General features: G+C 67.9%; 28 protein-coding genes. 14 read left to right on the top strand and 14 right to left on the bottom strand.

The features are described from left to right. Nucleotides 1-34 precede the first annotated feature (34 nt). Genes ACWGKS_RS21325 through ACWGKS_RS21310 form a run of 4 tightly spaced genes read right to left on the bottom strand, consistent with a single transcriptional unit; the run spans nucleotide 35 to nucleotide 3,595 of the window. The gene (locus ACWGKS_RS21325; protein ID WP_358507192.1) at nucleotides 35-676 is read right to left on the bottom strand and encodes a response regulator transcription factor; all 642 of its coding nucleotides are present in this window, start codon (nucleotides 674-676) and stop codon (nucleotides 35-37) included. Further along, a complete protein-coding gene (locus ACWGKS_RS21320; RefSeq protein WP_358507194.1) occupies nucleotides 673-1,938 on the bottom strand; it encodes a sensor histidine kinase in 1,266 nt (421 codons plus the stop codon). Before ACWGKS_RS21320 ends, ACWGKS_RS21325 begins: the two co-directional genes overlap by 4 nt. A gap of 2 nt (nucleotides 1,939-1,940) precedes the next feature. Further along, entirely contained in the window at nucleotides 1,941-2,642 is a 702-nt protein-coding gene (locus ACWGKS_RS21315; protein ID WP_358507195.1) for an ABC transporter permease, read from the bottom strand. Next, nucleotides 2,639-3,595 carry an ABC transporter ATP-binding protein gene (locus ACWGKS_RS21310; RefSeq protein ID WP_358507197.1) on the bottom strand — a complete coding sequence of 319 codons (957 nt, stop codon included), beginning with the start codon at nucleotides 3,593-3,595 and terminating at the stop codon, nucleotides 2,639-2,641. Before ACWGKS_RS21310 ends, ACWGKS_RS21315 begins: the two co-directional genes overlap by 4 nt. A gap of 180 nt (nucleotides 3,596-3,775) precedes the next feature. Here ACWGKS_RS21310 and ACWGKS_RS21305 point away from each other — a divergent pair, with 180 nt between their 5' ends. The 7 genes from ACWGKS_RS21305 (at nucleotide 3,776) to ACWGKS_RS21275 (ending at nucleotide 9,216) form a co-directional block, all read left to right on the top strand. Beyond that, the gene (locus ACWGKS_RS21305) at nucleotides 3,776-4,075 is read left to right on the top strand and encodes a hypothetical protein (RefSeq protein WP_452523652.1); all 300 of its coding nucleotides are present in this window, start codon (nucleotides 3,776-3,778) and stop codon (nucleotides 4,073-4,075) included. 6 nt (nucleotides 4,076-4,081) lie between these two features. Beyond that, nucleotides 4,082-4,417, top strand: a complete 336-nt coding sequence (locus tag ACWGKS_RS21300) for a GyrI-like domain-containing protein (protein WP_452523650.1) — start codon at nucleotides 4,082-4,084, stop codon at nucleotides 4,415-4,417. A 194-nt stretch (nucleotides 4,418-4,611) separates the two neighbouring features. Then, on the top strand, nucleotides 4,612-5,436 hold the full coding sequence (locus tag ACWGKS_RS21295) for a peptidoglycan recognition protein family protein (protein ID WP_358507199.1): 825 nt from the start codon (nucleotides 4,612-4,614) through the stop codon (nucleotides 5,434-5,436). A gap of 282 nt (nucleotides 5,437-5,718) precedes the next feature. Continuing rightward, nucleotides 5,719-6,549, top strand: coding sequence for a CPBP family intramembrane glutamic endopeptidase (locus tag ACWGKS_RS21290; protein WP_452456278.1), 831 nt, complete (start codon nucleotides 5,719-5,721; stop codon nucleotides 6,547-6,549). After that, complete coding sequence (locus ACWGKS_RS21285; protein WP_358507205.1) at nucleotides 6,546-7,712, top strand: sensor histidine kinase; 1,167 nt, start codon at nucleotides 6,546-6,548, stop codon at nucleotides 7,710-7,712. Before ACWGKS_RS21290 ends, ACWGKS_RS21285 begins: the two co-directional genes overlap by 4 nt. Then, a complete protein-coding gene (locus tag ACWGKS_RS21280; protein WP_358507207.1) occupies nucleotides 7,709-8,368 on the top strand; it encodes a response regulator transcription factor in 660 nt (219 codons plus the stop codon). The genes ACWGKS_RS21285 and ACWGKS_RS21280 overlap by 4 nt, the downstream gene beginning before the upstream one ends. A gap of 104 nt (nucleotides 8,369-8,472) precedes the next feature. Next, the gene (locus ACWGKS_RS21275; protein WP_358507208.1) at nucleotides 8,473-9,216 is read left to right on the top strand and encodes an MBL fold metallo-hydrolase; all 744 of its coding nucleotides are present in this window, start codon (nucleotides 8,473-8,475) and stop codon (nucleotides 9,214-9,216) included. Here the strand turns inward: ACWGKS_RS21275 and ACWGKS_RS21270 are convergent, their stop codons facing one another. After that, nucleotides 9,217-9,672, bottom strand: coding sequence for an ester cyclase (locus ACWGKS_RS21270; RefSeq protein WP_358507210.1), 456 nt, complete (start codon nucleotides 9,670-9,672; stop codon nucleotides 9,217-9,219). A gap of 131 nt (nucleotides 9,673-9,803) precedes the next feature. Between ACWGKS_RS21270 and ACWGKS_RS21265 the strand changes: the two genes are divergently transcribed. Beyond that, complete coding sequence (locus tag ACWGKS_RS21265) at nucleotides 9,804-10,715, top strand: LysR family transcriptional regulator (protein ID WP_358507212.1); 912 nt, start codon at nucleotides 9,804-9,806, stop codon at nucleotides 10,713-10,715. Nucleotides 10,716-10,741: 26 nt separating this feature from the next. Here ACWGKS_RS21265 and ACWGKS_RS21260 read toward each other — a convergent pair whose 3' ends face one another. Continuing rightward, nucleotides 10,742-11,371 (bottom strand): isochorismatase family protein, encoded by a 630-nt coding sequence (locus ACWGKS_RS21260; protein ID WP_358507214.1) that lies wholly within the window; start codon nucleotides 11,369-11,371, stop codon nucleotides 10,742-10,744. 124 nt (nucleotides 11,372-11,495) lie between these two features. Between ACWGKS_RS21260 and ACWGKS_RS21255 the strand changes: the two genes are divergently transcribed. Further along, nucleotides 11,496-12,470, top strand: coding sequence for a GlxA family transcriptional regulator (locus ACWGKS_RS21255; protein ID WP_358507216.1), 975 nt, complete (start codon nucleotides 11,496-11,498; stop codon nucleotides 12,468-12,470). Between the two features lie 315 nt (nucleotides 12,471-12,785). Continuing rightward, on the top strand, nucleotides 12,786-13,757 hold the full coding sequence (locus ACWGKS_RS21250) for a peptidoglycan DD-metalloendopeptidase family protein (RefSeq protein ID WP_358507218.1): 972 nt from the start codon (nucleotides 12,786-12,788) through the stop codon (nucleotides 13,755-13,757). 99 nt (nucleotides 13,758-13,856) lie between these two features. Here the strand turns inward: ACWGKS_RS21250 and ACWGKS_RS21245 are convergent, their stop codons facing one another. The 3 genes from ACWGKS_RS21245 to ACWGKS_RS21235 all read right to left on the bottom strand — a co-directional run bounded on the left by ACWGKS_RS21245 (nucleotide 13,857) and on the right by ACWGKS_RS21235 (nucleotide 15,290). After that, nucleotides 13,857-14,168, bottom strand: a complete 312-nt coding sequence (locus tag ACWGKS_RS21245; protein ID WP_358507220.1) for a hypothetical protein — start codon at nucleotides 14,166-14,168, stop codon at nucleotides 13,857-13,859. Nucleotides 14,169-14,502: 334 nt separating this feature from the next. Next, nucleotides 14,503-15,033 carry a hypothetical protein gene (locus tag ACWGKS_RS21240; protein WP_358507222.1) on the bottom strand — a complete coding sequence of 177 codons (531 nt, stop codon included), beginning with the start codon at nucleotides 15,031-15,033 and terminating at the stop codon, nucleotides 14,503-14,505. Then, complete coding sequence (locus ACWGKS_RS21235) at nucleotides 15,033-15,290, bottom strand: hypothetical protein (protein ID WP_358507224.1); 258 nt, start codon at nucleotides 15,288-15,290, stop codon at nucleotides 15,033-15,035. Before ACWGKS_RS21235 ends, ACWGKS_RS21240 begins: the two co-directional genes overlap by 1 nt. 187 nt (nucleotides 15,291-15,477) lie before the next feature. Here ACWGKS_RS21235 and ACWGKS_RS21230 point away from each other — a divergent pair, with 187 nt between their 5' ends. From ACWGKS_RS21230 to ACWGKS_RS21215, 4 genes are all read left to right on the top strand, one after another. Continuing rightward, on the top strand, nucleotides 15,478-16,317 hold the full coding sequence (locus tag ACWGKS_RS21230) for a helix-turn-helix domain-containing protein (protein WP_358507226.1): 840 nt from the start codon (nucleotides 15,478-15,480) through the stop codon (nucleotides 16,315-16,317). A gap of 8 nt (nucleotides 16,318-16,325) precedes the next feature. Then, nucleotides 16,326-16,517 carry a DUF397 domain-containing protein gene (locus ACWGKS_RS21225; RefSeq protein ID WP_358507273.1) on the top strand — a complete coding sequence of 64 codons (192 nt, stop codon included), beginning with the start codon at nucleotides 16,326-16,328 and terminating at the stop codon, nucleotides 16,515-16,517. Between the two features lie 31 nt (nucleotides 16,518-16,548). Beyond that, a complete protein-coding gene (locus ACWGKS_RS21220; RefSeq protein WP_358507228.1) occupies nucleotides 16,549-16,737 on the top strand; it encodes a DUF397 domain-containing protein in 189 nt (62 codons plus the stop codon). A gap of 252 nt (nucleotides 16,738-16,989) precedes the next feature. Continuing rightward, complete coding sequence (locus ACWGKS_RS21215; protein WP_358507230.1) at nucleotides 16,990-17,241, top strand: DUF397 domain-containing protein; 252 nt, start codon at nucleotides 16,990-16,992, stop codon at nucleotides 17,239-17,241. Nucleotides 17,242-17,380: 139 nt separating this feature from the next. Here ACWGKS_RS21215 and ACWGKS_RS21210 read toward each other — a convergent pair whose 3' ends face one another. The 5 genes from ACWGKS_RS21210 to ACWGKS_RS21190 all read right to left on the bottom strand — a co-directional run bounded on the left by ACWGKS_RS21210 (nucleotide 17,381) and on the right by ACWGKS_RS21190 (nucleotide 24,788). Next, entirely contained in the window at nucleotides 17,381-18,103 is a 723-nt protein-coding gene (locus ACWGKS_RS21210; protein ID WP_358507232.1) for a DUF3159 domain-containing protein, read from the bottom strand. Between the two features lie 279 nt (nucleotides 18,104-18,382). After that, nucleotides 18,383-20,185, bottom strand: a complete 1,803-nt coding sequence (locus tag ACWGKS_RS21205; RefSeq protein ID WP_452523641.1) for a S9 family peptidase — start codon at nucleotides 20,183-20,185, stop codon at nucleotides 18,383-18,385. Between the two features lie 694 nt (nucleotides 20,186-20,879). Next, nucleotides 20,880-22,196 carry an MFS transporter gene (locus tag ACWGKS_RS21200; RefSeq protein ID WP_358507235.1) on the bottom strand — a complete coding sequence of 439 codons (1,317 nt, stop codon included), beginning with the start codon at nucleotides 22,194-22,196 and terminating at the stop codon, nucleotides 20,880-20,882. Next, nucleotides 22,193-23,791: a zinc-binding metallopeptidase family protein gene (locus ACWGKS_RS21195; RefSeq protein ID WP_358507236.1), complete on the bottom strand. Its 1,599-nt coding sequence runs from the start codon at nucleotides 23,789-23,791 to the stop codon at nucleotides 22,193-22,195. Before ACWGKS_RS21195 ends, ACWGKS_RS21200 begins: the two co-directional genes overlap by 4 nt. 103 nt (nucleotides 23,792-23,894) lie before the next feature. Beyond that, nucleotides 23,895-24,788, bottom strand: a complete 894-nt coding sequence (locus tag ACWGKS_RS21190; protein ID WP_452523638.1) for an Lrp/AsnC family transcriptional regulator — start codon at nucleotides 24,786-24,788, stop codon at nucleotides 23,895-23,897. Between the last annotated feature and the right edge of the window lie 915 nt (nucleotides 24,789-25,703).

Raw genomic sequence — 25,703 nt, 5'->3', positions numbered from 1 at the left:
ACCCCGACGTCCCCTCCCTGGGCTCCGATCGAGGTCAGTCGTCCGACACGTCGAGCAGACCTCGGCGGAAGCCCGCGGCGACCGCGGCCGCGCGGTCGTTGACCCCGAGCTTGGCGTAGATGTGGAGCACGTGCGTCTTTACGGTGGCCTCGCTGACGAACAGGCGGGCCGCGGCCTCCCGGTTGGTGGACCCATCGGCGATGAGCCGGAGGATCTCCAACTCACGGTCGCTCAGGGACACCGAAGGCGAGCGGACCCGACCGACGAGTCGGGTCGCCACCGATGGGGAGAGGACCGTCTCCCCACGCGCGGCCGAACGGACGGCGCGGGTCAGTTCCTCGGGCAGCGCGTCCTTGAGGAGGTAGCCGGTGGCCCCGGCCTCGATGGCCGGGCCGACGTCGCCGTCGGTGGCATAGGTGGTCAGCACCAGCACACGGGACGGAACGCCCAGTCGGGCCAGTTCCCGGATGGCCTCGACACCGCTCGTGCCGGGCATGCGCAGGTCCATGAGGATCACGTCGGGCTCCAGCGACCGGGCCAGTTCGACCGCCCGCGCCCCGTCGGAGGCCTCTCCGACCACGTCGAACCCCGGGTCCGCGGCGAACATCCCCCGGATGCCATCGCGGACCACGGGATGGTCGTCGGTGATGAGAAGGCGGATGGGTCGGTCGGTCACCAGGGTTCTCCTTCGGAAGCGGCCGGAACGACCACGGAGATCGCCGTCCCGACACCGGATTCGGACTCGACCTCCAGGATCCCGGACAGGCCGGACACGCGCTGCCGCATGGACGTCAGACCGAACCCGCCGCGCGCGTGGTCGGACGCGCCGTCGAGACGCGGCGAAGGACACCGCTCGGGATCGAAGCCCACGCCGTCGTCGCGCACGTCCAAGGCGACCACGTCCTCCATGTACGACAGGGTCACCCCGACGCGTTCGGCGTCGGCGTGCTTGGCCACGTTGGCCAGTGCCTCCTGCACCATGCGGAGCAGGGCGGCCTCCACCTCGTCACGCAGGGGCCGGGTCTCCCCGGTGGCGGTGAAGTCCGCGCGCACCCCGTACAGGCGCGACCAGCGGGCGGTGAGGTCGGACAGGGCCTCGGGCAACGCCGCCGACTCCAGGGGCGCGGGGCCGAGCGCGTCCACGGACCTGCGCGCCTCCGTCAGGTTCTCGCGGGCCAGCCGCAGGGCGTTGTCGACGCGGGGCCGCCACTCCCCCGGTTCCCCCGCCCGCTCGGCGGACTGGAGCTGGGTGATGATCCCGACGAACCCTTGGGCGAGGGTGTCGTGGATCTCCCGGGCGATGCGTCGGCGTTCGTCGAGCACACCGGCCTCGCGCGCCTGGACCACCAGTTGAGCGTGCAGCCCCTCGTTCTCCCGGATGGTCTCGCGCAGTCGTCGCACCATCTGCTCGCGTTCGGCGCTGCGTTGCTCGGTGACCTCGCCCAGGTGGCTGAACACCACGACCATCACGACGATGGTCACCACGAACGACAGGCGCAGGAGGAGCGGGCCAGGGGCGAGGGTCAGGGGCCCGCCCATGTACGCGTCGACGGTCACCAGAGCGGTGGCGAGCACCCCCAGGTACCGCCAGGCGTCCTTGAGGAGCCACCAGGAGTACACGTAACCGATGAAGCCGAAGAACCCCGCGAACCAGACGCTGACCACACCGAGCACCGCGATCATCACGATCAGCGCGGCGACGAAGGCGGTCACCACACCCGGTCGGTCGACCCACCCGTGCCGGCGACCGCTCAGCATCCACACCAGCAGGGCGGCGAGCGCCACCAGAGCGAGTGTCCGCGGGCTCGGCCACCGTACGTCGCCGGTGGTGAACGCCAGCACCGTGGAGGCGGTCAACAGGGCGAACGGAGCGACGGCGATGAGCCGCCCCAACCGACGCTCCCGCAGGTCGAGATCGCGCTCCGAGGTGTTCTCCATGCTCACTCCCAGCGGAAGTACCTGGCCGCGAGGGCGCTGAGGACCACCGCGTACGCCGCCATGGTGATCAGGGGCAGCGGTTCGAGGGTCCCATTCGACCAGGCCGAGTGGAAACTCTCCCGCATCGCGCCCAACGGGGTGAACCGTCCGGCGACCGCCAACGGTTCCGGCATGTACTCGGGGGGCTGCATGAGGCCGGCGAGGTAGGTCATGGGGAAGAAGAGCAGCACGCCGAACCCGTTGGCCGACCGCCCGTTCGGGGCGAGCGCCGCGAGGAGCAGACCGATGGCGAAGGTCGACGCCACACCCAGGGCGAACGCCACGGTGAAGGCGGTGCCCGAGGGAGCGACCGCCCCCAGGAACCCCGTGCCCACCACCAGCAGGAGCACGACCGCCAGCACCGTGAGGACGAGCTGGAGCAGGATCTGCACGATGAGCAGGTTCCCCGGGCGCACCGGGGTGACCGAGAGCCGGCGCAGGATCCCGTGTTCGCGGTAGGTGGCCAGGGTGGTGGGCAGCAGGTACACGCCCACCATGGCGATCGCCATGGTGACCGCCATCGGCAGCAGGACCGTGTCCCCCTCGGTGATGGAACCGCCGAACGCCAACAGGATGAACAGGGGGATGAGCAGGCTGAACACGGCGCCGGGTTCGCGGACCAACAGCTTGGTCTCGACGGTGGTGAGCTTGGTGAGGCTCTTCATGATCCGTCCCCGTTCTCCGCGTTCTCCGCGACGCGGAAGGAGTGCCCGGTCAGGGCGATGAAGGCGTCGTCGAGGCTGCGGCCGTCGATGCGCAGATCGGCGACGAGGAAGCGTTCGCGGGCCAGGGTGGCGGTGACCTCGGTGGCGAAGTCGCCGCGGCCCACCAGTTCGACCCGGTCACCGGAACGGGAGACCGAGCCCACCCCCGGCAGGTTCCCGAGCAGGGCCTCCGGTTCCGAGGCCCGTGAAGCTCCCACGTCCATCAGCCGGAACCCCATCCGGTACTCGGGGTCGACCCCCTCGATCAGCCCCGCGAGGGTGTCGAGGGCGACGACGCGGCCACGGTCGAAGACCGCCACCCGGTCGCACAGTTCCTCCACCTCGTCCATGAAGTGGCTGACGAGTACGACCGTCACCCCCTCGGCACGCACCCGTTTGACCAGCTCCCAGGTGGTGCGGCGGGCCTGCGGGTCGAGTCCGGTGGTGAGTTCGTCCAGGAACGCGACCTCGGGGTCACCGACCAACGCCAGGGCGATGAACAAGCGCTGCTTCTGGCCACCGGAGAGTCTGCCGAAGCGTGTGTGGCGCTGCTCGACGAGTCCCCACCGTTCCAGCAGCTCCCGCCAGTCCCTGGGGCGGGAGTAGAAGGAGGCGTACAGATCCAGCGCCTCCCACACCTTGATGGTCTCCGGGAGTCGAGTGTGCTGCAGCTGCACACCGATGCGTTCGCGCAGCTCCCGACTCTGTTCGAAGGGGTCGGATCCGAGCAGCCGGATCGTGCCGGAGTCGGGGCGGCGCAGGCCTTCCACACACTCCACGGCGGTGGTCTTGCCCGCGCCGTTGGGGCCGAGGATCCCGAACACCTCTCCTTCCTCCACGGAGAAGGAGACCCGGTCCAGGACCACGTGATCGTCGTACTTCTTGACGAGTTCGTCGACTTCGATGACTGCCATGCCCACAAGCCTGGTCGGCGCGGGCCTCTCGTGGATCGCCCGCGCGGCCCCTGTTCGGCGCCGATACGGCGGATCCCCGGCATCCACCGTTCGGTGGATGCCCACGAACACGATCGAATGTCGTGGCCCCGCCGTACCCTGGCCCCAGGCAGTGGCTCAGCGATCGGGTCGGGGTGTTCGATGGCAGGCAAGACCGACTTCAAGAAGACCTTCGACGGTTACCGCGCGCGACGGGACCGGTTCAGGATCCTCGACCTTCCGGACCTGAGCTACCTCATGGTCGACGGCCATGGTGATCCGAACACCTCCCCCGCCTTCGCCGAAGCGATCGAGGCTCTCTACCCGGTGGCGTACAAACTGAAGTTCGCGAGCAAGCGCGACCTCGAACGCGACTACGTAGTCCCGCCCTTGGAGGGCCTGTGGTGGGCGGAGGACATGGACGCGTTCACCACCGAACGGGACAAGTCACGCTGGAGCTGAACCCTGATGATCATGGTCCCGGACTGGCTCGACTCGGACGCCTTCACCACCGCCGTCGCACTGGCCGGGGCCAAGACCCCGCCGGCACGCCTCGACGACGTCCGGTTGGAGCCCCTCTCCGAGGGCCGCTGCGTCCAGACCCTGCACGTCGGCCCCTTCGACGACGAGGCGGAGGTGCTCCACCGGATGCACCACGAGTTCGTCCCCGAACAGGGCCTGCGCATGGTGGGCAGGCACCACGAGGTCTACCTGGGTGATTTCCGTCGGGTCGCTCCGGAGAAACGGCGCACCATCCTTCGACAGCCGGTGACCACCTCAGCACCAGGAGCCACCGGAGAATAGGGCTTCGCTGGAGCCCTCAGCGGATCCTTCGGGCCTCGCTACAACATCCGAGGAAATTCGGCCATGGGGGCAACCGGTGAATTCTCTGACCGGAACCGGTCACCGGAATTCACGGCTCGACCCTTTGCGCGTCAAGCTTCTCCATGTTCTTTTATGAACTGGTAAGTAATTAACGACGATCGCGAAGGACACCCATGACCAACATCCCCCGGTCCGGTCTGAACAGGCGTTCCCTCCTGCGCGGGGCCGCCCTCACCTCGGGCGCGGCCATCCTCGGAGGCTCCCTCGGCACACTGGGCGCCACCGCCGCCTCCGCTCAACCGGGCAACCCCATCCAGGCCGCCGCCCCGGAGCTCTACTGGCGCGGCGCCTGGAACGCCCGCGCACCTCGCTCACCCATCCAGGTGCTGGCCAACGCGCCGACCTACATCGTGGTCCACCACACCGCCACGCCCAACAGCACGGACTACTCGCTCGACCACGGACTGAACCTGTCCAAGTCGATTCAGAACTACCACATGGACTCCAACGGCTGGATCGACGCCGGCCAGCAGCTCACCATCAGCCGCGGTGGGTACGTGATGGAAGGACGCGACCGCACCCCGGAGGCCATCGCGGCCGGTCAGCACGTCGTGGGCACCCACGTGGCCAACTACAACAGCTCGGCCATCGGCATCGAGAACGAGGGCACCTACACGAGCGCGAGCCCGACCCAGGCCCTGACCGACTCCCTGGTGGAGACCCTGGCCTGGCTGTGCGGCGCCTACGGGCTCAACCCGAGCGCGATCGTCGGCCACCGGGACTTCAACGCCACCGCCTGCCCCGGTGACGTGCTGTACGCCATGCTCCCCGACCTGCGCAACCGGGTCACCCAGACCATGGGGGCGCTCGACATCCCCATCGCCGCCGCTCGTGCCCCGGGCGAGGACGGCCCCACCTACCCGACGGTGCCCGACGACGAGCCGAGCCACGAGTTCTACCACGGTCCCCTCCGAGGCGCGGACGACATCTCCCACTAGCCGACACCCCATGTCGGGGACGTAGAGGACATCACCCCGTTCGGTGTCGCTCTCGCCCATCCCACGGTGCCCACCGTCCCCCGGTGGGCACCGTTTCCCTTCCCACCCGGTTCCGCTGTACGCACGGACTCTGCGCGGCGCCCCGCGCCCACCGACCGCCTGTCCCCCATGAGAGCCACACGCAAGTGTCCACCGCGTGGTGACGACCCCGAAAGCCCGCATCCGTAGCGTTTTCCCCACAGCCGCGGTGATCCGTCCGTGGACTCGGTGAAGGGGAAGAACATGAAGCTGTTCCTACAGCTACTGGCCGTCATGGTGGCCGGTGTCGTCGGTGGTCAGGCCGTCATGCTGGTCGAGGGCGACCCATGGCTCACCCTCGGGCTGGGCCTGCTGACAGCGGTGCTCACGCTGGCCCTCTACCGGTGGGTGCTCCGCCTGACCAAGGATGTGACCGTCACGGACGTGACCCGCGAGGGTGTCTTCGCGGGTCTTGGCGGGGGGACGCTGGTCGGTGTCCTGCTGTTCGCGTGCGTCATCGTCAACATCGCCTTCCTCGGCCACTACAAGGTCGACGGCATGGGGTCACCGACCGGCGCGGTGGGCTTGTTCGGTTTCATGGCCGCCGCCGCGGTGACCGAGGAGGTGCTGTTCCGCGGCGTCCTGTTCCGGTTCATCGAGAGGGGCGCCGGAACGTGGATCGCGGTGGTGGCGTCCTCGGTGTTGTTCGGCCTGTGGCACCTGCCCAACCCGAACGCGAGCCTGTTGGGCATCGCCATCATCACGGTCGGGGCCGGTGGCCTGCTCGCCGTCGCGTACGTGGCCACCCGCAGCCTGTGGCTGCCCATCGGCATCCACTTCGGCTGGAACTTCGCGGCCTCGGCGATCTTCAGCACCGAGGTCTCCGGAAACGGCACCCCCGCGGGCCTGCTGGACGCCACCACCTCGGGGCCACTGCTCATCACCGGCGGCGACTTCGGGCCGGAGGCGAGCCTGTACTCGCTGGTGTTCCTCGTACTCGCGACGGTGGTGTACCTGTGGGTCGCCCGTCGGCGCCGGAACCTGGTGCCCATGCGTCGTTCCGATCGCGTGGCCGCCGCTACACTCACCGGATGAGCGCTCTTCTGCGCGTCCCCGAGCTGTGGCGCCGGCTCGACGTCACCATCCGGGACCTCCCCCTGGTCCTCCTTCTCTTCGTCCCCTCGTTCATGCCGATGTTCTTCAACTACGGCACGCAGGTCGGAGGGGTGCCGGACCGGCCCTTCGACGCCATCGCCGTCGTGGTGATCGCCCTACAGAGCTTCCCGCTCGCCCTTCGTCGGCGGTGGCCCACGCTCTGTCTGACACTGATCGCGGTCGGCTTCGCCGTCGACCAGCTCCTCGGCTACCACACGGTCGCCGGCACCGGCCTGGCCATCGCCGTGCTGAGCGCGGGGGTGCACCTGGAGCGGCGGCGACGCCTCACCGCGCTGCTGTTCTCCCTGGCGTACCTGCCGTTGGCGGTCGTGCTGTACCAGATCGGCACCGGTGAGCCGGTGAGCGAGTTCGTGGTGTTCTACCTGGCGGTGGCCCTGGTGTGGGGCATCGGTTCGTGGGTGCGCTCCACCCGGATCGCCGAGGCCGAGCGCCGTCGCCGGGTCGCCCAGGACGCCTTGGCCGCCGAGCGGGCCCGCATCGCCCGCGAACTGCATGACGTGGTGACCCACCACGTGACGGCCATGGTGGTGCAGACGGAGGCGGCCCGGTACCTGACCGCCGCTCCCGACCGTCTCGACCAGGCTCTCTCCTCGGTCACCGACACCGGCCGTCGAGCCACCTCCGACCTGCGGCGCCTGCTCGAACTGATCGACCCCGACCACGGCACCGATCAGGGCGCCGAGACTCGCATGCCGCATACCGGTGTTCTGTCGGAGCTCGTGGAGCACACCCGCGAGGCAGGTCAGCCGGTGGAGTTCTCCGAGGAGGGCACCCCCGCCGAGTCGTCGGGCAGCGCCGACTTCGTGGCCTTCAGGGTCGTGCAGGAGGCCCTGACCAACGCGCTCAAGTACGCACACGGCACCCCCACCTCGGTTCGGGTGCGCCACGGAAAGAAGGAGATCACGGTGCGGATCGACACGGACGGGTCCGGGACTCAGGTCTCGTCCACGGGTGGGAGCGGACGGGGTCTGACCGGCCTGCGCGAACGCGTCGAGGTGCTGGGCGGCGACTTCAGCGCGGGTGAACGTGACGGTGGCGGTTTCGCCGTGGAGGCTCGCGTGCCCGTGGGAGGCCGCTCATGAGCGAGACCATCCGGGTCCTGGTCTGCGACGACCAGATGCTGATCCGTACCGGTCTGACCACCGTCATCGACGCCCAGCCGGACATGGAGGTGGTCGCCGAGTGCGGTAACGGCAAGGAGGCGGTCGACCTCTGTGCCAGGTCGAAGCCGGACGTGGTCGTGATGGACGTGCGCATGCCGGTGCTCGACGGCATCGAGGCAACCCGTCTGTTGGCCGGGGTCGGGGTGGCCGAGCCGACCAAGGTGCTCGTGGTGACCACGTTCAACCTGGACGAGTACGTGTACGAGGCACTGCGCGCGGGGGCCAGCGGTTTCCTGCTGAAGGAGGCGCCACCGGCGCAGCTGCTGCACGGGATCCGGACCGTGTCCACCGGCGCGGCGCTGCTGGACCCCGAAGTGACCCGGAGGCTCGTGGGCACGTACGCCGCCCGAGTCCGACCGGTCGATCGGGATCAGAAGGACACCCCGTTGACCCCCCGCGAGCTGGAGGTGCTGCGCCTGATGGCGGAGGGTCTGTCCAATCGGGAGGTCGCCTCCGCGCTCACCCTGAGCCAGGAGACGGTGAAGACCTTCGTGTCACGGATCCTCACCAAGCTGAACCTTCGTGATCGTGTGCAGGCGGTCATCTACGCCTACCGTCAGGGTCTGGTGGCCTGACCCGTTCGGGCACGGTGACCGCTCCCCGAGAAAAACGACGGGGGCGCGACTGTACGCGTGCGGCACCGGGTAGTCGAACAGGCCCGGAGCGCAGGAGGTCACCCGTGAAGATCGGCATGGTCACCGACGGCGTCCACGTCGTCTCCCACGCACACGTCAACTGCTACCTCGTGGAGGACGACGACGGGGTCACCCTCGTCGACGCGGGTCTTCCCTCCATGTGGCCCATGGTCCTGCGGACCCTGGAGCGATGCGGCCGCACACCGAAAGACGTGCGCGCCCTGGTCCTCACCCACGGCCACTTCGACCACGTGGGGTTCGCCGACCGGGTACGGCGGGAGTTGAGGGTGCCCGTGTTCGTCCACACCCGGGACGAACGTCTGGCCGCCCACCCGTACAGGTACACACCTCAGCGGAATCGCTTTCTCTACCCCCTCACCCATCCCCGGTCCCTGCCGGTGTTGGCGCGGATGAGCCTGGCGGGAGCCCTGAACGTGCGAGGGGTGGAACGGGTCGAGCCGATGACGACCGGCACCGCCCTGCCGGTACCCGGGCGGCCGGTGCCCATCCACACCCCCGGCCACACCGACGGTCACTGCTCGCTGCACCTTCCGGGTCGCGGCACCGTCATCAGTGGCGACGCCCTGGTCACGCTCGACCCCTACACCGGTCGTTCGGGCCCCCAGATCGTGGCGTCCGCGGCGACCAAGGACACCCACCAGGCGCTGGCGTCCCTGGACGCCCTGGTCGCCACGGACGCGACCCTCGTCCTGCCGGGCCACGGCCTTCCCTGGGCCCGGGGGATCAGGGCGGCGGTGAGCCGAGCCGTGGACGTGGGCGAGCACTGATCAGGAGGGATCGGCACCGAGCCGGCGCAGGAAGTCGAGGTTGTCGTACTGGACCCATTCCTCGGCCAGCAGACCGTCCTCGTCGTAGCGGAAGAAGTTGATCAGTTCGAGCCGCATCGGCTTTCCGGTCGGCTCGATGGGTCCGATGGGCGAAGCGTCGAAGCGGGCGGTGAACACGCCCGACATCGACGTGCGAGCGGCGATGAACGCGCCTTCGGCGACGAGTTCCCTGCGCTCACAGGCGAACCCCTCGAAGGCGCCCCGCATCGCCGCGAAGAACGACCTGAGCTCCACGTACCCCATGTCGCCGTCCGGTCCGTGGAAAACGAAGTCCTCCGCGAAGTACCGGTCGAGCTTCTCGTCGTCGGCCACCGCGATGGCCTCGCGACCGATGCGGACCAACGCCCGAGAGCGCTCGTCGTACCTGGTGTCGTCGGGCGAGATGAATTCACTCATGGCGGGTGTCCCTGTCTCTGGTGCTTCTACCGTCGATGGTTCCAACACCTCCCCGCCATAGGGCTAGTCCCTAACTGATATGCAGGTCTTCGTCGATATCCATAACCTTTCCGCATGGCTAGGCTGGGGCGATGCCCGACATCTCGATGAGTTCACTCCGTGTCGTACGCGCCGTGGCGACGCATAAGTCCCTGAGCGAGGCCGCCCGGGTCCTCGGGTACTCCCAACCGGCGGTCTCACGCCAGGTGGCCGCGGCGGAGGCCGCCGTGGGCAAACGGCTCTTCGTCCGCCACCCGCGCGGTGTGTCCCTGACCCGTGCGGGCACCGTGGTCGCTCGATTCGCCACCGAGACCCTCACCCGACTCGAACACCTCGAACAGAGCATCGACGAACCGGCCTCCGACCGGGAACTGCGGTTGCGGGTGGGGGCCTTCCCGGCCGCGAACGCCGCCCTGCTCCCACGGGCCCTGGCCCGTCTGACGGAACAGCACCCGAGGTTGGCCTTCACGTTGGCCGAGGCGTCGTCCCCGGCCCTCGTTCAACAGGTCTCCGCCGCGCGCCTCGACGTCGCGGTCGTCGCCATGGGGCAGGGCCTGCCCCAGGCGGCCTTGGAAGGCCTACGGACGACCCCTTTGGAGACCGGCGAGCTCTGTGTCGGTGTACCGACCGGGCACCGACTCCACGGCACGTCCCGCGTCCCCCTCGCGGAGATCGCGAACGAGCCGTGGATCGTCGGGCGGGGATCCCGCGAAGAACCACGCTTCGGTGCCTGGCCGACACTCGCCGACCCCGTCGTCCGATGCCGTGCCCGCAGCTGGACCGCCCGGCTCGGCCTGGTCTCCGCGGGGCTCGGGATCTGTCTCCTGCCGGAGATGCTCGCGCCCTCGGTACCCGCGGGCGTCGGCGTCGTACGCGTCGATGACCCCACGTGGCTGGGCCGGTCGGTGTTCGCCGTCACCCCGTGGGAGACCACCGAACTCCACGAGCTGGTCACCGGCTCACTTCGCGAGGCGGCCTCGGCCATACGCGAGGAGACGCCCTGACCCGCCCCCGTGCGTGATGGCGTGGGTCAGTGGGCGGCGCGACCCTTGCCGGCGGTGGTGACCAGGTCGCTCTTAGGGAGCTCCTGCCCACCGGAGACGGCCTCGGCCCACGCCTCGGTGTCGGCGACCGCGGCCCAGTTCGAGTGCAGCAGGACCATGAGGGTCTCGTGCACCTGCCGGGCGTTGACGCTACCGGCCTCGTTGGACATGTGGATGGCGCCGGTCGCGTCGGAGAGGACCTCGATCGCGAACCCGAGCCGTTCGGCGTCGGCGGCGCTGCCGAGGACGCAGTTGTTGGTCATGTAACCGACCAGGGTGACCGTGTCGATGTCCTTCGCGCGCAGCCAGTCCGTCAGGTCGGTGTCGGCGAAGACGCTGGAGAGGTTCTTGGTGACGTGCTTGGCCGCGTTGCCGGTGCGGGCCCTCACGTCGGGCTGGAGTTCGTATCCGGGGGTACCGGCCACGAACGCCGGGGCGCCCTCGGGGTACTGGTGTCGGACCACGACCACCGGCACGTCGGCCCGCTCTGCCACGTCCAGGCTCTGGAGGATCCGGGCGAGGGACTCCTCACGGGGCGGGTACTCGATGTTCAGCGGGCCGTCGAAGTACTCCTGCTGGACGTCGACGAGGACGAGGGCTCGGCGCGGAGCGGACATGGTGCTCTCCTTCACGTTCGGGTCGATGCGAGGCGGACGACGCCTCCGATTCCGATCCTCGCCCTCCATGACGGGGTAGCGTGAGTGGCATAGATGCACATCTTCGATGGAATCAGGACAACCCATGCGGATCGCCATTCGCGTCTTCGACGGGATCACCACGTTCCACCTCGCCGCGCCACTGCTCGTGTTCGGGGAGCTGTCCCGTCGGTACCCGGACACGGGCTGGAGCATGGAGGTGTGGAGCGACGACGGGCGCCCTGTTCGCTCCGAGGAGGGGGTCGGCGTGGGCGACCTGCACGGCCCGGCCGTCGCCGAGCGCGCCGACCTGCTCGTCTTCCCCTCCTGGCCGGTCCACCTCCCAGAACCCGAGCCCGGGTTGAGAGATCTGATCCGCGCCGCGCACTCACGGGGAGCGGGGATCGTCGGGCTGTGCCTGGGGTCCTTTCCGGTGGTGGGCAGCGGGATCCTCGACGGACGTACCGCGGCCACGCACTGGACGGCGGCGGAGGAACTGGCCGCACGTCATCCCGCCGTCCGGGTGAGCCCGAACGCGCTGTACCTGGACCACGGGGACGTGCTCACCTCGGCGGGCACGGCCTCCGCGCTGGACGCCTGCCTGCACATCGTCCGTTCCCGGCTCGGTTCGGAGGTCGCCGCCACCGTCGCCCGACACCTCGTGATCGCGCCTCATCGAGAGGGTGACCAGGCCCAGTACATCGATCGTCCTGTTCTCGACGATCCCGAGGAAGGGGCCATCGGCGGGACGATGGCGTGGGCGTTGGAGAACCTGGACGAGCGTCTGTCCGTGGAGGTGTTGGCCGGGCGCGCGAGCATGAGTCCCCGCAACTTCTCGCGCCGCTTCCGCGAGACCACGGGGGTGAGTCCGGCCCGCTGGGTCCTGACCCGTCGACTCGATGAGGCCCGCAGGTTGTTGGAGACGACCGACCGGCCCATCGCCCACGTCGCCGCGGCCTGCGGGTTCGCCAGCCCCGTCACCTTCCGGCAGAACTTCACCGCGCGCTACGCGACCACGCCCACGTCCTACCGGAACCGCTTCACCGACCACGTCGAAGCCCCCGTCGAGCATTCCGTGTAGTCGATGCCCCGGCCTCCGAGGTGGGGCTTGCACGTGTCCCTCCTCGTTGTCGCGCCCCCGCGCACATGTCGAACGCGCCGGGTTTCCGGACGCTAGGGAGTTCCCTCACCCCAAAATGGGAGGGAACCCTACATTCTGGGACATTTTTAGGAAAAACGGTCCTTGCTTTTGCCGAAGTCGTGCCAGGAGAAAACAGGAAAAAAGGGAGAAACTCTCTGGTCAGGTCGAGATCAGGTGCCTACCATCCCAACCCAGAAGGAAATTTTCCCTGAGTTACCCCTCACAAGTAGATAGCTTTCCTTTCGGAGGTCCCCCATGTGCGACTCCTGCTCGGCTTCAACCCCCGCTCCGAGCGGAGCCGAAAAGTCCCCCAACCCTCTGAGCCGCCGCGCCCTGTTCGGCACCGGTGTGGGTGCCGCGATCGCGGTCGCCGGTATCGCCGGTGCCACGCCGGCACACGCCTCGGCAATGAACGGCGCCTGGTGCAACCCCGCCCTCGGCTACTTCCCCAACGGAGGCCACTACGGCGCGCCGCGCGGCAATGTCACCCACGCCGGGCAAGACGTCACCAACTCCAGTGGCACGGCCGTCTACGCGGCGGCGGCCGGAACCGTGATCCGCCGTTCCTGGGGCGGTGGCCTTCCCGGCCGCACCGGCAACGGCATCGTCATCTCCCACGGCGGCAACGTCTACACCTACTACGGTCACTTCGACGCCTACCGGGTCGCGCTCAACGCCTCGGTCTCGGCCGGGCAGCGCATCGGCGACATGGGCACCACCGGCAACGTCACCGGACCCCACCTGCACTTCGAGACCCACACGGGTGGGTTGGGGCCGACGACCAACCCGGTGCCGTTCATGACCGCGCGAGGCGTCGACCTGGGTGGTGGCTGGCCGAAGATCGACCCGGAGTCCAACGGGGCTCGGGTCCGGGCCATTCAGTACCTGATGAACCAGCGGGGAAGCTCGCTGGAGATCGACGGCTACTACGGGCCCGTGTCGGTCAACGAGGTCAAGGCCTTCCAACGTGGCCAAGGGTTGGTCGACGACGGTCAGGTGGGCCCCCTCACCTGGCCTCACCTGATCTACACGCTCGACCAGAGCTCGGCCGATGGATCCCACGTGCGCGGGCTCCAGCAGGTGATGAACAAGCGAAGCGCCGGGTTGTTGGTCGATGGCAACTTCGGCCCGGTCATGCACTCCGCGGTGCGCACCTACCAGAGCCTGAACCGTCTGGTCGTCGATGGTGAGGGCGGACCCATCACCTGGAGAGCGTTGGTGGGCTGACCGGCTCTTGCCAAGCGTCGGTCGATTCCGTGAGTGATCGGGCCGGCGGCACCTCGAACACGTTCGAGGTGCCGCCGGCCGCGGTTCTGGTGCCCGTGGTCAGAGCAAGAACCCGACCGCCTCGACTACCGCTTGGCCTATTGCCGCCACAACCGCCGCTCCCGGGAGCAAAACCACGTTGATGGCCAGAGCGGGCACGCTCCGCCTCCGGCGCGGGGCCCGATGACGGCCCCGGGGCTTGGCTGAGGCCATGCCGGGGAGATCGGTGAGGAATGCCTCGTCGGCGGCCCTTGCCTCCCTGCTCTCGCGGGCTTCCCTCTCGGCTTGTCCCCTCCGTTCACGAGCCACGATCATCCAGTGCGGGAGCGGGCCGTGTTCAAGCATGTAGGCGACCCGGGGGTTGTCGGGCATCTGCCGGAGCAGCCGTTCCTGCCGGGCCTGGTGCGATTCCGGCCGGGGGTTCACGGGGCGGAAGGGGCCAGGTCGTGGGGTGGTCGGGCGGGCAGATCCCGGCCGGGAGAATCGCTGCCCCCGAGGTGCGGCCAGGACGGAGCGCACCCTGTTATTCGCCGCTGTCATGCCCGGCCCGTCGCGGAAGGGGGCCGAAGATGTGGTGAAGGTGTGACTCTGAGTCCGGGCATGCGGCACAATGGCCATGTCGGCAACTTTCTCTTCGAATCCGGGTTGGTTGACGGCCTGCTCTGGGGGTGTTCATGCACCCGCCAGAGCTTTTTCGTTGGGGGCCTCAGGCCGCGTCCGGCGGCTCGGGGTCGAACCGGGTGGAGGTGCCCAGGTGGCGGTGGGCGAGCCGACGCAGGAGTTCGGTGCGGCTAGGAGCGGTGATGCTTTCGAAGCGGTCACCCTCCCCGGCCCAAGTGAGCGGGCGGCGGGCCACGTATTTCTCCTGGGGCGGCCGGCCCTCGATGGTCAGGTCCCAATGCCGGTAGATCAGGGCGCAGAGAACTCGTTCGGGGATGGGCAGTTCGCCGTCCGTTGAGTCCTGGGCCGGTGCTGGACGTGGAACGACCATCCGAGGGCCGGCCGTGTCGACGCGGCCGGGCGTGGGGTGGTCGGCGACGGCCTGGTCGATCAACCGCGTGGCCAGCTCGGCATCCCCTTCCTGGTGGGCGATGCGCAGCGCGTCGCCAATGAGCGGAAGCCGGTTGCGCAGGGTGTGGGAGTACCAGTCACCGAGCTGCCCGGGGGTCAGGTGCGGCGGCGGGCGCAAGGCGTCTTCGACGGTGGACAGCAGGTTTCCGGTGTGGGCGTCGAGCATCAGATCGCCACCTCCAGCCGGTGGAGTCCGACGAGCGCGGCGGGAAGGACTTCCGAGGGCACGGCCTCCAGCGGCCGACGAGGAGCCGGGATCAGTGGCGGACGAGGCGAACGCGGTTGGTTTGTCTCGGCAAGGGTTCGAGGAGACGAGGCGTAGATACGCACCCGTCCGGCCTTACGGGGGCAACGGTGGTGGATCGGCTCGGCGGCACGATGGCGTACGTACGTCGGCTCGGACAGGTTCAGGTAACGCGACATGGCGCGGCTCCTGGCGCTCAGGGTTCCGGGCGGTTGGTCCGACCGGGATTTCAAGTTAGCCTCATCATGGAACCTGAATTTCCGATTTTCGAGACTAAGCTGAAATCCGGTCCGGGAAATCCCGGAATGTCTAGTTCAAGACAACCAGGATCTAGGATTCGAATCGCGACCAGCTACTTGGAGAGAGATGACGACGCAGCGCTACAGCCCTACTGTCCGCCGCCGACGCCTATCCGATGAGCTTCGACGCCGTCGCGACGCCGCGAGGATGACCCTTGACGAGGCTGCTCCAGCTGCTGAGATGTCACGGACCACGATCAGCAACATCGAATCGGGTGTGAAGAAGCGCCCTCAAGTTCACGAAGTCAGGGCCTTGTTGGACGCCTACAAGGTGACCGAGCAGCAGGAACGTGAGGAGATCCTGAACCTGGTCAGGCAGTCGCGCGAGAGTGGCTGGTGGTCCAGGTACCGGGACGTTCTCAGTGGAAAGTTCATCGGGTTCGAGGCTGAGGCACACGTGATCAGTACTTGGGAACCATTGGTGATCCCTGGCCTGCTTCAAGTCCCCGAGTACTCCCGCGTCCTGGCCAGAGCGGCGAGAGTCGGAGACGAACACAGCATTCAGCGCGCTGTTGATGCCCGACTCGAACGGCAGCGCATCCTCAACAGCGACCCACCAGAGTTGTGGTCGGTGTTTTCCGAGGCGTCACTACTCGCGTTGTCAGACCACCCTGAGGTACTGGAAAGACAAGTCTCCTACCTGCTGGATGCGGCGCAGGCTCCGACGACCACCATCCAGATGACTCCTGCTTACCGGCTGACACCAGGACTCGGCGGACCCTTCGTCATCATGGATTTCCCCGAGGCAGTCGACCCGACGATCGTCTTTCTGGAGACTGACACCGACGGGTTGTACCTGGAGGAACCGGACGAGGTGGCGCGTTACCGCAACACCTTCGGCCATCTGCGCATCGCGGCCCTCACCCCGGATGAGACCGTGGCACGCCTGACAGAAATGATCACCTAGGGACGATGATGAACTCGACTATCCCCGCCTCCGCTTTCCGTAAGTCTTCCTACAGTCAGCCCCAGGGGCAGAACTGCGTTGAGGTCGCAGACCTGCCAGGTGCCTCAGCGATGCGGGATACCCAGAACCGGCAACTTGGCCACTTGGCGTTCTCTTCCTCGGAGTGGGCTGCGCTTTTGAGCGCTACGGTCAAGGAGTAGCAGGGCAGCCGAATCCCCGGAGAGGGCACCCATGAGCCTAATTCCCACCCTCGACACCCTCGACTTCCGCACCTCCAGCTACAGCGACCGCAGTGACTGTGTCTCCGTTGCCGACGTCCCCGGAGGCGCTGTGGTCCGCGACTCCAAGCACCCTGAGCGCGGCCACCTTCCGTTCCCAGGGACGGAGTGGATCGCGCTGCTGCGCATCACTCGACCCTAGAAAAGAGGGAGCCCCACAAGAGTGAGGGCTCCCTTCGCTTGTTCCCGCGAACACTACGCCCTGCCTATAACTCGTTCTTCGACGAGTGCGAGCTCTTCCGTGCAGAGTGGCAGGGAGCAGGATTCGCCGACTCTTTGGTGGCCACAGCTGGTCAGGGGTTCGGGACGTTGTCCTTCTGAACCTGGGACGTAAGCGCGAGCAAGGTTGGGTACGAGCCGAAAGGCGCCCCTACCTCCAGCGAAGGACTCACACGTGCGCACCCACACCGAAGAACTCACGTTCCACAAGAGCAGCTACAGCACTACTGCGCAGGAGTGTGTCGAGGTCGCTTGCTTCCGGAAGTCGTCCTACGGCGGCTCAGGCGACAACTGTGTAGAGGTCGCCGATCTCCCGGTCGGCGCAGCCGTGCGCGATACCCAGAACAGGCATCTCGGACACCTCTACTTCGGGAACAGCCACGAGTGGCAGGCCCTCTTGGCCGTGGCCCGCTCCAGCGGGCAGTAGGGCTGAACAGCACCTGACCGACCGCACCTTGGATCGGATCGCCTGTTCGGCCCCGATCCACCACGGAGACGACGAACACCGCGCCACCCACCGTTCGATGGATGGCGCGGTGTTCGTCAGGTCGGCCCTGCGCGCTGGTCTATGCACTGGTCGGTGCGGTGGCGGTCTCGGCGGTGTCGTTCTTGCGCAGACGCTTGGTGGAGCGACGGAACGCCCACACGATCACCACCGCGCCCACCGCCGTCAACGGAAAGCCCGTCACCGTGTCGGCGACCGCGAGCCAGGTCGTGGAATCAGCCATGTAGAGCCACTGCCGCACGACGAACCGGCCGGCGAGCATCACCATCACCGCGAAGGTCGCCAGATCGTGCACCAGAAGCACGCCCCGCTCCTCACGCCAGGGGTTCTCACCACCATGGACGGCGTTCCAGATGACCCCGGTCAACGGCCGACGAACCACCAACGTCACCAGCAGGATCACCGCCCCCACCAGCGACGCCCAGATCCCGATCAGGAAGAAGTCGTTGGCCGACCCGGTCGCGGCCGACACACCACCGGCCACAGCCACACCGAAGACCCCGCCCAACGCGGCCATGACCTGCTCACCACGCCACAGCCGATACACGGCCAACAGCAGGGCCACAGCGATCGCGGCCCCGATCGCGGCCAACAGTGAAAGGAAGGGGACTGCCATCGCGAAGACCACGACCGGCAGAACGGAGTAGATCATCCCCGAGGTGCCACCCAGGCCCTTGAGCACTTCCTGCTTGATGTCCACCGGCTGCTCGGAGTGCGCGTCCCGCACCTCCTGCGCGTTCCGGTCTTCCTGCTCGAAGTTCGTGATCGCGGTCTGGTGACTCATGGGGGCTTCTCCTGCCTTCGAAAGTTTTGAAAGGGGCGGTTCGGCCTTTAAGCGGTTGCTCCTCTGTTCTCCTTCTCTTGTATTCAAGCCGTTGGGGCGTTGGCCCGGCAGTGCCCTCACGTCAACACCCGCGCATGACATTCCTGGGGGCGCACCCATGACGTGGTGTCACTGGTCTTGGCTCCGCCCCTGGTCATCACGCTCCGCCCACACGCGAACACCCGGACGGGTGGAGCCGTCCGGGTGTTCGGTTCTTCGCGGGCGCTCAGCCCTGATCGGCTAGCCCTGTTCGGTCCGTCCTCCCAGGTGCTCGGCGAGGAAGCGCTCCGCGGAGTCGAACATGGTGATCAGGTTCTTCGGGTGCACGAACCCGTGCCCCTCGTCGTCGAAGACGATGTACTCGATGTCCACCCCGCGAGCGCGCAGCCCTTCGGCGATCTGGTCGGACTCGGCCCGCACGACGCGGGAGTCGTTCGCGCCCTGGACCAGCATCAGCGGTGTGCGGATCTCGTCGATCCGGCTGATCGGCGAGCGGGCGAGCATGTCCGCCTCCTGCTCCGGGACGTCGGGGTCGCCGACGTAGCGGTACCAGTTGTTGGCCAGCGCGGGACGGACGAACTCGGGCTGGGTCCGCATGTAGTTCGCCAGGTTCGAGACGCCGACGTAACCGACGGCCGCGGCGAAGCGGTCCGGAGTGAAGGTGACCCCCACCAGCGTCGCGTAGCCGCCGTAGGAACCACCGAAGATCGCCACCCGCTCCGGGTCGGCGTAGCCCTGCGCCACCGCCCAGTCCACGCCGTCGATCAGGTCGTCGTGCATCTTGCCCGCGAACTCGCCGATCGCGGCCTCCATGTGGGCCTTGCCGAACCCGGTCGATCCACGGAAGTTGACCTGGAGCACCGCGTAGCCACGGTTGGCGAGCAGTTGCACGGAGTGGTCGAACCCCCAGCTGTCCCGGGCCCACGGCCCGCCATGGACCAGCAGCACCATGGGCAGCCCTACGGGGTCCAGCCCTACGGGAAGTGTGAGGTAGGACGGCAACTCCAGTCCGTCGCGCGCGGTGATCGTGACCGGCCGCATCGGTGCCAACGCCTCGGGGTCCAGGTGCGGGTAGGGCCGGAACAGCAGCCGGCTCTCACCGGTGGCGTGGTCGTAGAACCAGGTCACCCCGGGGTCGCGGTCGTGCGTGAAGGTGACGACCCACCGCTGTCCGCTCTCGTCGGTGGACACGGCGGAGAGGTCTCCCTCGGACAGCTTCTCCAGGTTCTCCAGGACCTCGGCGAAGTGCGGGTCCAGTGCGTGGATCACCTGCCGTTCCCCGAGGTAGCGCACCCCGAGCAACTCTCCCCGCCGGCCCTGGATCAGCGGTGGGGGGAGTGTGGGGAAGACCAGGGACCGGGTGTCGATGTCGAGGGTGGGGTGGCTGTCGACCTCGGTCCCCTCTCCGGTGGCCAAGTCGACCCGCACCAGCCGGGTACGGTCGGTGCCCAGGTGGGAACCGATCCACATCCCGGTGCCGTCCGGCGTGATCGTGGTCGGGAAGACGCCCAGGGGGTAGTCGGTGCCGTCGAGCCACTCGCTCTCCTCGGCCATTTTGAGGGCCGCCAGGTGCTCGGGGTCCTCCTCCATCGACACGATCTCCCCGGAGGCGATGTCCAGCTCGTGGGTCTCGATGCCCCCGGCCGCCCTGCCGATCACCAGCTTCCTCTTACCGGGGCGCCCGGCGACGGGCTCGAAACCGATAACCCTGCCTCCGGGGAACGGTGTGAGGTCGACCGTGTCAACATCCGGAGAATCCAGGTCCACGCGGTACAGGTGCCAGTTCTCGTCACCGCCGACGTCCTGGAGGTAGAGCAGCCAACGGGGGTCGTCGGCCCACTCGTAGCGGATCACGCTGCGGGTCTCGTCGTTGGTCACGCAGCGCGGCTCGGTGTCGGTGTCCAGGTCCTGGAGCCAGACGTTGAGTTGGTTCCTCCACGGGGCCAGAAAGGCGACCTGGGTGCCGTCCGGCGAGATCAGGGGCCGGGTGCGCTCCGGTGAGCCGAACATGTCCTCGACCGAGATCAGGGTCGGCAGTGCCATGTCGTTCCTCTCGTTGGTGTCTGGAAGTCGCGGTCCGGAGCCGGCGGCGCCGGGCCGACCTCGGGCCCGGGACGCTCCGGCTCGACCACCGCGTCCACGACACAGTCTTTTGCGCGTCGCGTGTGTCCAAAAGTGATGCCGCGTCATGACTTGGACTCCACGAATGTCACGGGCGGGAGATGACACACCGCTACTGGGCGACGCACGGGTCGAGACGGGAGAATCGTGGGGGCGGGGCACCACCGCGGGCACCCTTGGTTCGCGGTCGGTCTGATCTGGACAGGCCCTCCGTGCCAGGACCATGCCGTCCCCTGCGGGAGTACCGCTTCGGCGCCGACTCGGGAGATGCTTCAGCGCCGCTATGTGTACGGCTCCGCGACCACCGACGCCCTGCTCGGTGAACCCGACCATGTATCCATAGGCCCGCTAGGAGCACGCATAGAGGTGCGGCGAAGCCCCTGGCACGCGAAAACCCCAGGTCGAGAGCGCGTTGAACACGCACTGGCCTGGGGTTTTTCTGGCGCCCCCGGGGAGCGAACCCTGAACCCATGGACGAGAAGTCCACGGGACCGGGGGATTTCGCGCCGCTATGTGGCGGTTTGTTCCAGCCTGGCCGGGCCCTGTCGTGTTACCGGAGACCCACCGGCGAGGGCCGGTCTCCACTGAGCCCGGCCCCGTCCGCGGACGCGCACGGCTACGCTCCCGCGTTCCGTTCGACGGCGTCCATGTGGTGCCCGTATCGGGAGAGCCCTCTGTTGCACACCGCTCCCAGAACACACATGGCCACCAGGTAGCCCACGACCGACCACGCCGAACCGGTCAGGGCCAGCAGACCCGTGGCGACCAGCGCCGACATGGAACCGAAGATCATGGCGCACAGCTGGTAGGTCAGCGAGATACCCGTGTAGCGGGTGCGGGCGGGGAAGGATTCGGCCAGGACCGAGCCCACGAGACCGTAGGAGCCCGCCATGCCGATGCGGACGACGCACATCACGCCCCAGATGAGCACGACGCTACCGGTGGCCATGAGTCCGAACAGAGGAATCGACGCGACCGCCACCAGAAGCATGCTCCAGCCGATCACCCGGCGCGCGCCCACCCGATCTCCCAGCAGAGCCAGGACGGGGACGGAGAGGAACTCCGCGAGCGAGGCCACGGTGATGGCGTTGAGGAGCATGCTCTCGGACAGGCCGAGGTCCACGGTGCCGTAGGTGATCACGAAACTGGTGACCACGTAGTAGCCCCCCACGCCGACCGAGAGAAGGCCGATACCCATCAGGATCTGGCGCCAGGAACCACGGACGGCCTCGACCGCGGGACGCTGTGAGACGCCCTCGGTGCGCTGGAGTTCGGTCATGACCGGTGACTCGTCGACCTTCATCCGGATGGCCAGGCCGATGACGACCATCACCGCGCTCAAGAGGAAGGGGATGCGCCAGCCACCATTGATCAGGAAGTCCTGCCCGATCAGGCTCAGCAGGGCGAACGACCCGGTCGCCAACAGGGAGCCGGCGGAGGAACCGAGCTGGGCGAACGAGCCCAGGAAGGTGCGACGTCGCGCGGGGGCGTGCTCGACGGCCACCAGCACCGCGCCACCCCACTCGCCGCCGACGGCGAACCCCTGGAGCAGTCGCAGGGCCACCAGGATCACGGGCGCGGCCATGCCGATCTGCTCATAAGTGGGCAGCAGACCGATGAAGAAGGTGGCCACACCCATCAGGAGCAGCGTGGTGACCAGGATCTTCTTGCGTCCGACCCGGTCACCCATGTGCCCGAAGACCAGAGCGCCCAGGGGCCGGACGAAGAACCCGACCGCGTGCGTGGCGAAGGCCGCCATGACCCCGATGAACGGGTTCTCGCTGAGGGGGAAGAAGAGGGGGCCCATCAGGAAGGCCGCGGCGATGGTGAAGACGTAGAAGTCGTACCACTCGACCGTGCTGCCGATGAAGGATCCGATGGCGGCCCGGCGCGAGGAGCTGGTGACCTTGGCGGAGGATGTGGTGGCGGTCATCGACTCTGCACCGTCCGTCCGTGGTCGTCGGTCTCGAAGGAGACCGCGGGGGACCAGGCACCGGTACCGCTGTCGTAGTCGGGCCAAGGCAGCTCGGTGGGCGGGAGGAAGTCCGCGGGCAGCAGGGCCGGGGTGTCGCCGCGCTCGGCGCGACGCCGGTCGAACTCCTCCTTGGCCCGGGCCAGGGTCTCGGGGTCGCGCAGCAGATCCAGCAGGGTGCCGGCCACGGTACGCCCGGCGGTGTCGATGGTGGGGTCGATGGCCTCGGGCATGCCGCCCAGGGCGTTCATCACCCAGGACGGGTATCCGGGCGACCCCTGGGGCACCTTGAGCGCGGGGCGGGCCACGTAGAAGCGCACCGTGGGGGCGTACCAGGTCATCTCGACGTAGTCGTCGCTGGTCCAGTTGGTCTGCCAGGACGGCATGTGCTCACGCAGCGACCGCTCGGCCTCCCTCGGCTCGATCAGGCTCTGGCACTCGTCCAGGAAGGGGTCTTCCATGGGTTCGAAGCCCAGGCTCTTCTGGATCATGCGCGCCGCCTCGACGGCCTCGGGGCCGTAGGTCGGGGCGCCGACCTCCGCCAGGTTGCGGAACGTGGCCTCCGCGAGGGTGTGGTTGGTGATGCCCGGACGGTTGCGGGCCACCCAGCGTGTGGACAGGCGTGCGTGGGAGGCCTGGGCGGCGTGCTCGGCGTTGCGGTCCAAAACGGTGAGCACGCGTTCGGCCATGTCCAGGTCCGGGCAGCGCCACGAGTACTGGATGGAGGCCACTCGTGCGGGGAGGTTGTCGGCGGTGGCCTGGCCTCCGGGGAGCAGAGCCTCGGTCAGGGACCAGCCGCCGTGCGAGGGCAGCATGGACTCCTGGGTGGTCTTGGTCAGTGAGTACATCGTGAACAGGGCGGCGTTGGCGCCCGGAGCGCGTGCGGAGGAGTGCGAGGCCGGGATGGGACTGGCTTCGTCGGCCGCCAGCCAGGTCTCGGGTTCATCGCAGATGAAGGTGTACACGCGGCTGTAGTAGGAGCCGCACTGGGTGTCCCACCGCGTGGTGTTGCACAGGGGGAGCATGTAGAAGGGGTGGAAACTGATGATCGCGTCGACGTCGTCGTAGTAGCCGCGTAGACCGTGGACGACCTTGGATCCCTGCACCTTCTCCGCGGGCTCGCCGGTGTAGCGCAGGGTGCCGCCGATTCCGTTGCGCTTCATCGCGTCCTGGGCCGCGAGCAGCCCCGCCAGGGTCGACATGCCCAGGGCGGAGTGGGGGTCGGTGTGCCCCGGCGCGAACTCGCTCTGCCCCTCGCGCGGCTCACGGTTGGCCACCGGCGCCTGGGAGTTACCGGGAACCGCGTCGTACTCGGCGTAGGTCAGCAGGGTGGGGCCGGGGCCGTTGCTCCAGGTGGCGGAGAAGGCCGTCGGCATGCCGCCGCTGCCCTCCTCGACCTCGAAGCCGTGTTCGCGCAGGGTCCGCACGTACCAGGCGCTCGAACGGTACTCACGCCAGGCGGGTTCGGCGTAGTCCCAGATGGTGCGGTGCCACTGTGACAGGTGGTCCTTGTGGGCATCCATCCAGGCATGCGCGTCGCGTTTGGCGGTGTCCATAGGTGTTCTCCTCCGATGTGTCGAGCAGCACAAATAACGCGTCGACACATTGGAAGGTATCTAGTGGATGAAAAGTTTGGCAAGACCTATCTCTGCAAAGTTTTCAGCTACCAAAGTCGGTTTCATAGGTTTCTTTGGCCAGGTGTAGGTGCATCCACGACTCGATCAGCCTCACTCCGGGCGTCGATCGGAGCCGATCCAACTCTTGGAGCACCTGATCCAGGGAGGCGCCCACCACGGTGCCCACCGCGTCTCCGCGCCCCATGCACCGCGCCAGGAACACCGTCGACTCCGACCTGGCGATACCCGAAAGGGCCTCGCCCTCGGGATCGTCGACCGCCAGCAGGAAACCGCAGAGGAACTCCACGCCCAGGGCGCCGGGCACGACCATGGCGCCCACGTGCACAACGCCCGCCTCCACGAGCCTGAGCACACGAGCACGCGCGGCGGGCGCGGACAGACCGGCGCGCACGGCCAGTTCGGAGAAGGGCATCCTGCCGTCCTGCTGGAGTTCCCTCAGCAGTACGTGGTCGGTCGTGTCCAGCTCCGTGGGCGTGTAGGGGCGTTCCGCCTGGAAGCGGTCACGCAGGATCGCGCTGTAGACCAGGGTGTCGACGTCACGCACCATCGGTAGCGCACGTATCCGCCCCACCACGTCGGCGAGCCGTTCCATCCCCGTGGTGCGCAGTTCCGCGGTCAGGGGATACCGGCCCGCCGCCACCGCCAGGTAGACCACGTCCGGGACCTGCGACAGGGCGCTCGCGGCCTTTTCGGCGGAGCCCTCGATGGCCACCGACACATGTCCGACCGTGGTGATGTCGGTGACCTCGGGCCTGACGACTCCGCGGACCCGGATCCGGCCACTGTCGAGCAGCTTGTTCGTGCGCATCCGGGCCGCGGTGCGGGAGAGTCCGACCTCCCGCGCCAGGGCCTCGTAGCTGGCGCGTCCGTCGCGCTGGAGCAGGCGCAGCAATCTCAGGTCCGTGTCGTCGAGCACTATGGTGTCCCATCCAGCCTCATGTCGGTCTTACGGGCTCCACAGTGCCGGCCCGAAGCGTTCACCGCGTGCCCTCGACCTCCCTCGAACCCGTATACGGGCCGCCATCACCGGCGAGACGGCCACGAAAACGCTCTGGCCCCACCTCCTCGCGATCGTTCTCACGTTCGCGGTGCTCTTGGTCGGCCGGCCGATCGGTTCCTCCCAGAGCGAGGAGCAAGGGGCCGTCGATGTGGTCCTCTACGCGGGTGGGGCCGTGGCCCTGGGCCTCGTCTGTGCCGCGAGCAGGGCGGAGCGATAGGAGGCGGTCGCCGAACGAGCCGAAGAGGAGCGCTGAGCCGGATCTCTCTCCGATCTCCGGCCGAAGCATCCGCCGACCGGGCACCCCGTTGGCGCGTTATCGGAGACATCTCGCGCTTCCTACGGGTTCCCACCGGCCGAGTAACAACGAAGGGCGTCCCTCGAAGATGAGGAACGCCCGGTTCGGGAAGAGTGAGCCCCCGGGGGATCGAACCCCGAACCCACGGATTAAAAGTCCACGTGATGGCGGGTTTTTTGTCCTGATATTTGGGATTTTGTTCTGTCCTGCCCACGCGAGGTTGTGCCACCAGAGACCACGGACGACCACCGCAGACTAGGGGGTTTCGGAACACCGGAGCCACAACGGAGCCAATTCGGTCCCTGTCGGAACGCGGTCAAAATCCGCTGGGTACTCGAGGCCGTCATTCCCCAACCTCCATGGGGCGATCACGAGAGCACGCTCATCACTTGCGGGCATGTCCTGGTGAGGGCACGGAGTCTCTCGCGCGAACTTTGGTCTGAGTCTGGTGAATTTCTCCCGGCACGTGCAGGCGGCACCAGCAAAACGGACGAGGCTCGCCCGGTGTTTGGGTAGTCCCCATACATGCGCGGTTC

Source organism: Nocardiopsis sp. NPDC055879 (genome assembly GCF_053615935.1).
Note: the sequence above shows the minus strand (reverse complement) of the source record. Positions and strands in the feature narration are given on the sequence as shown.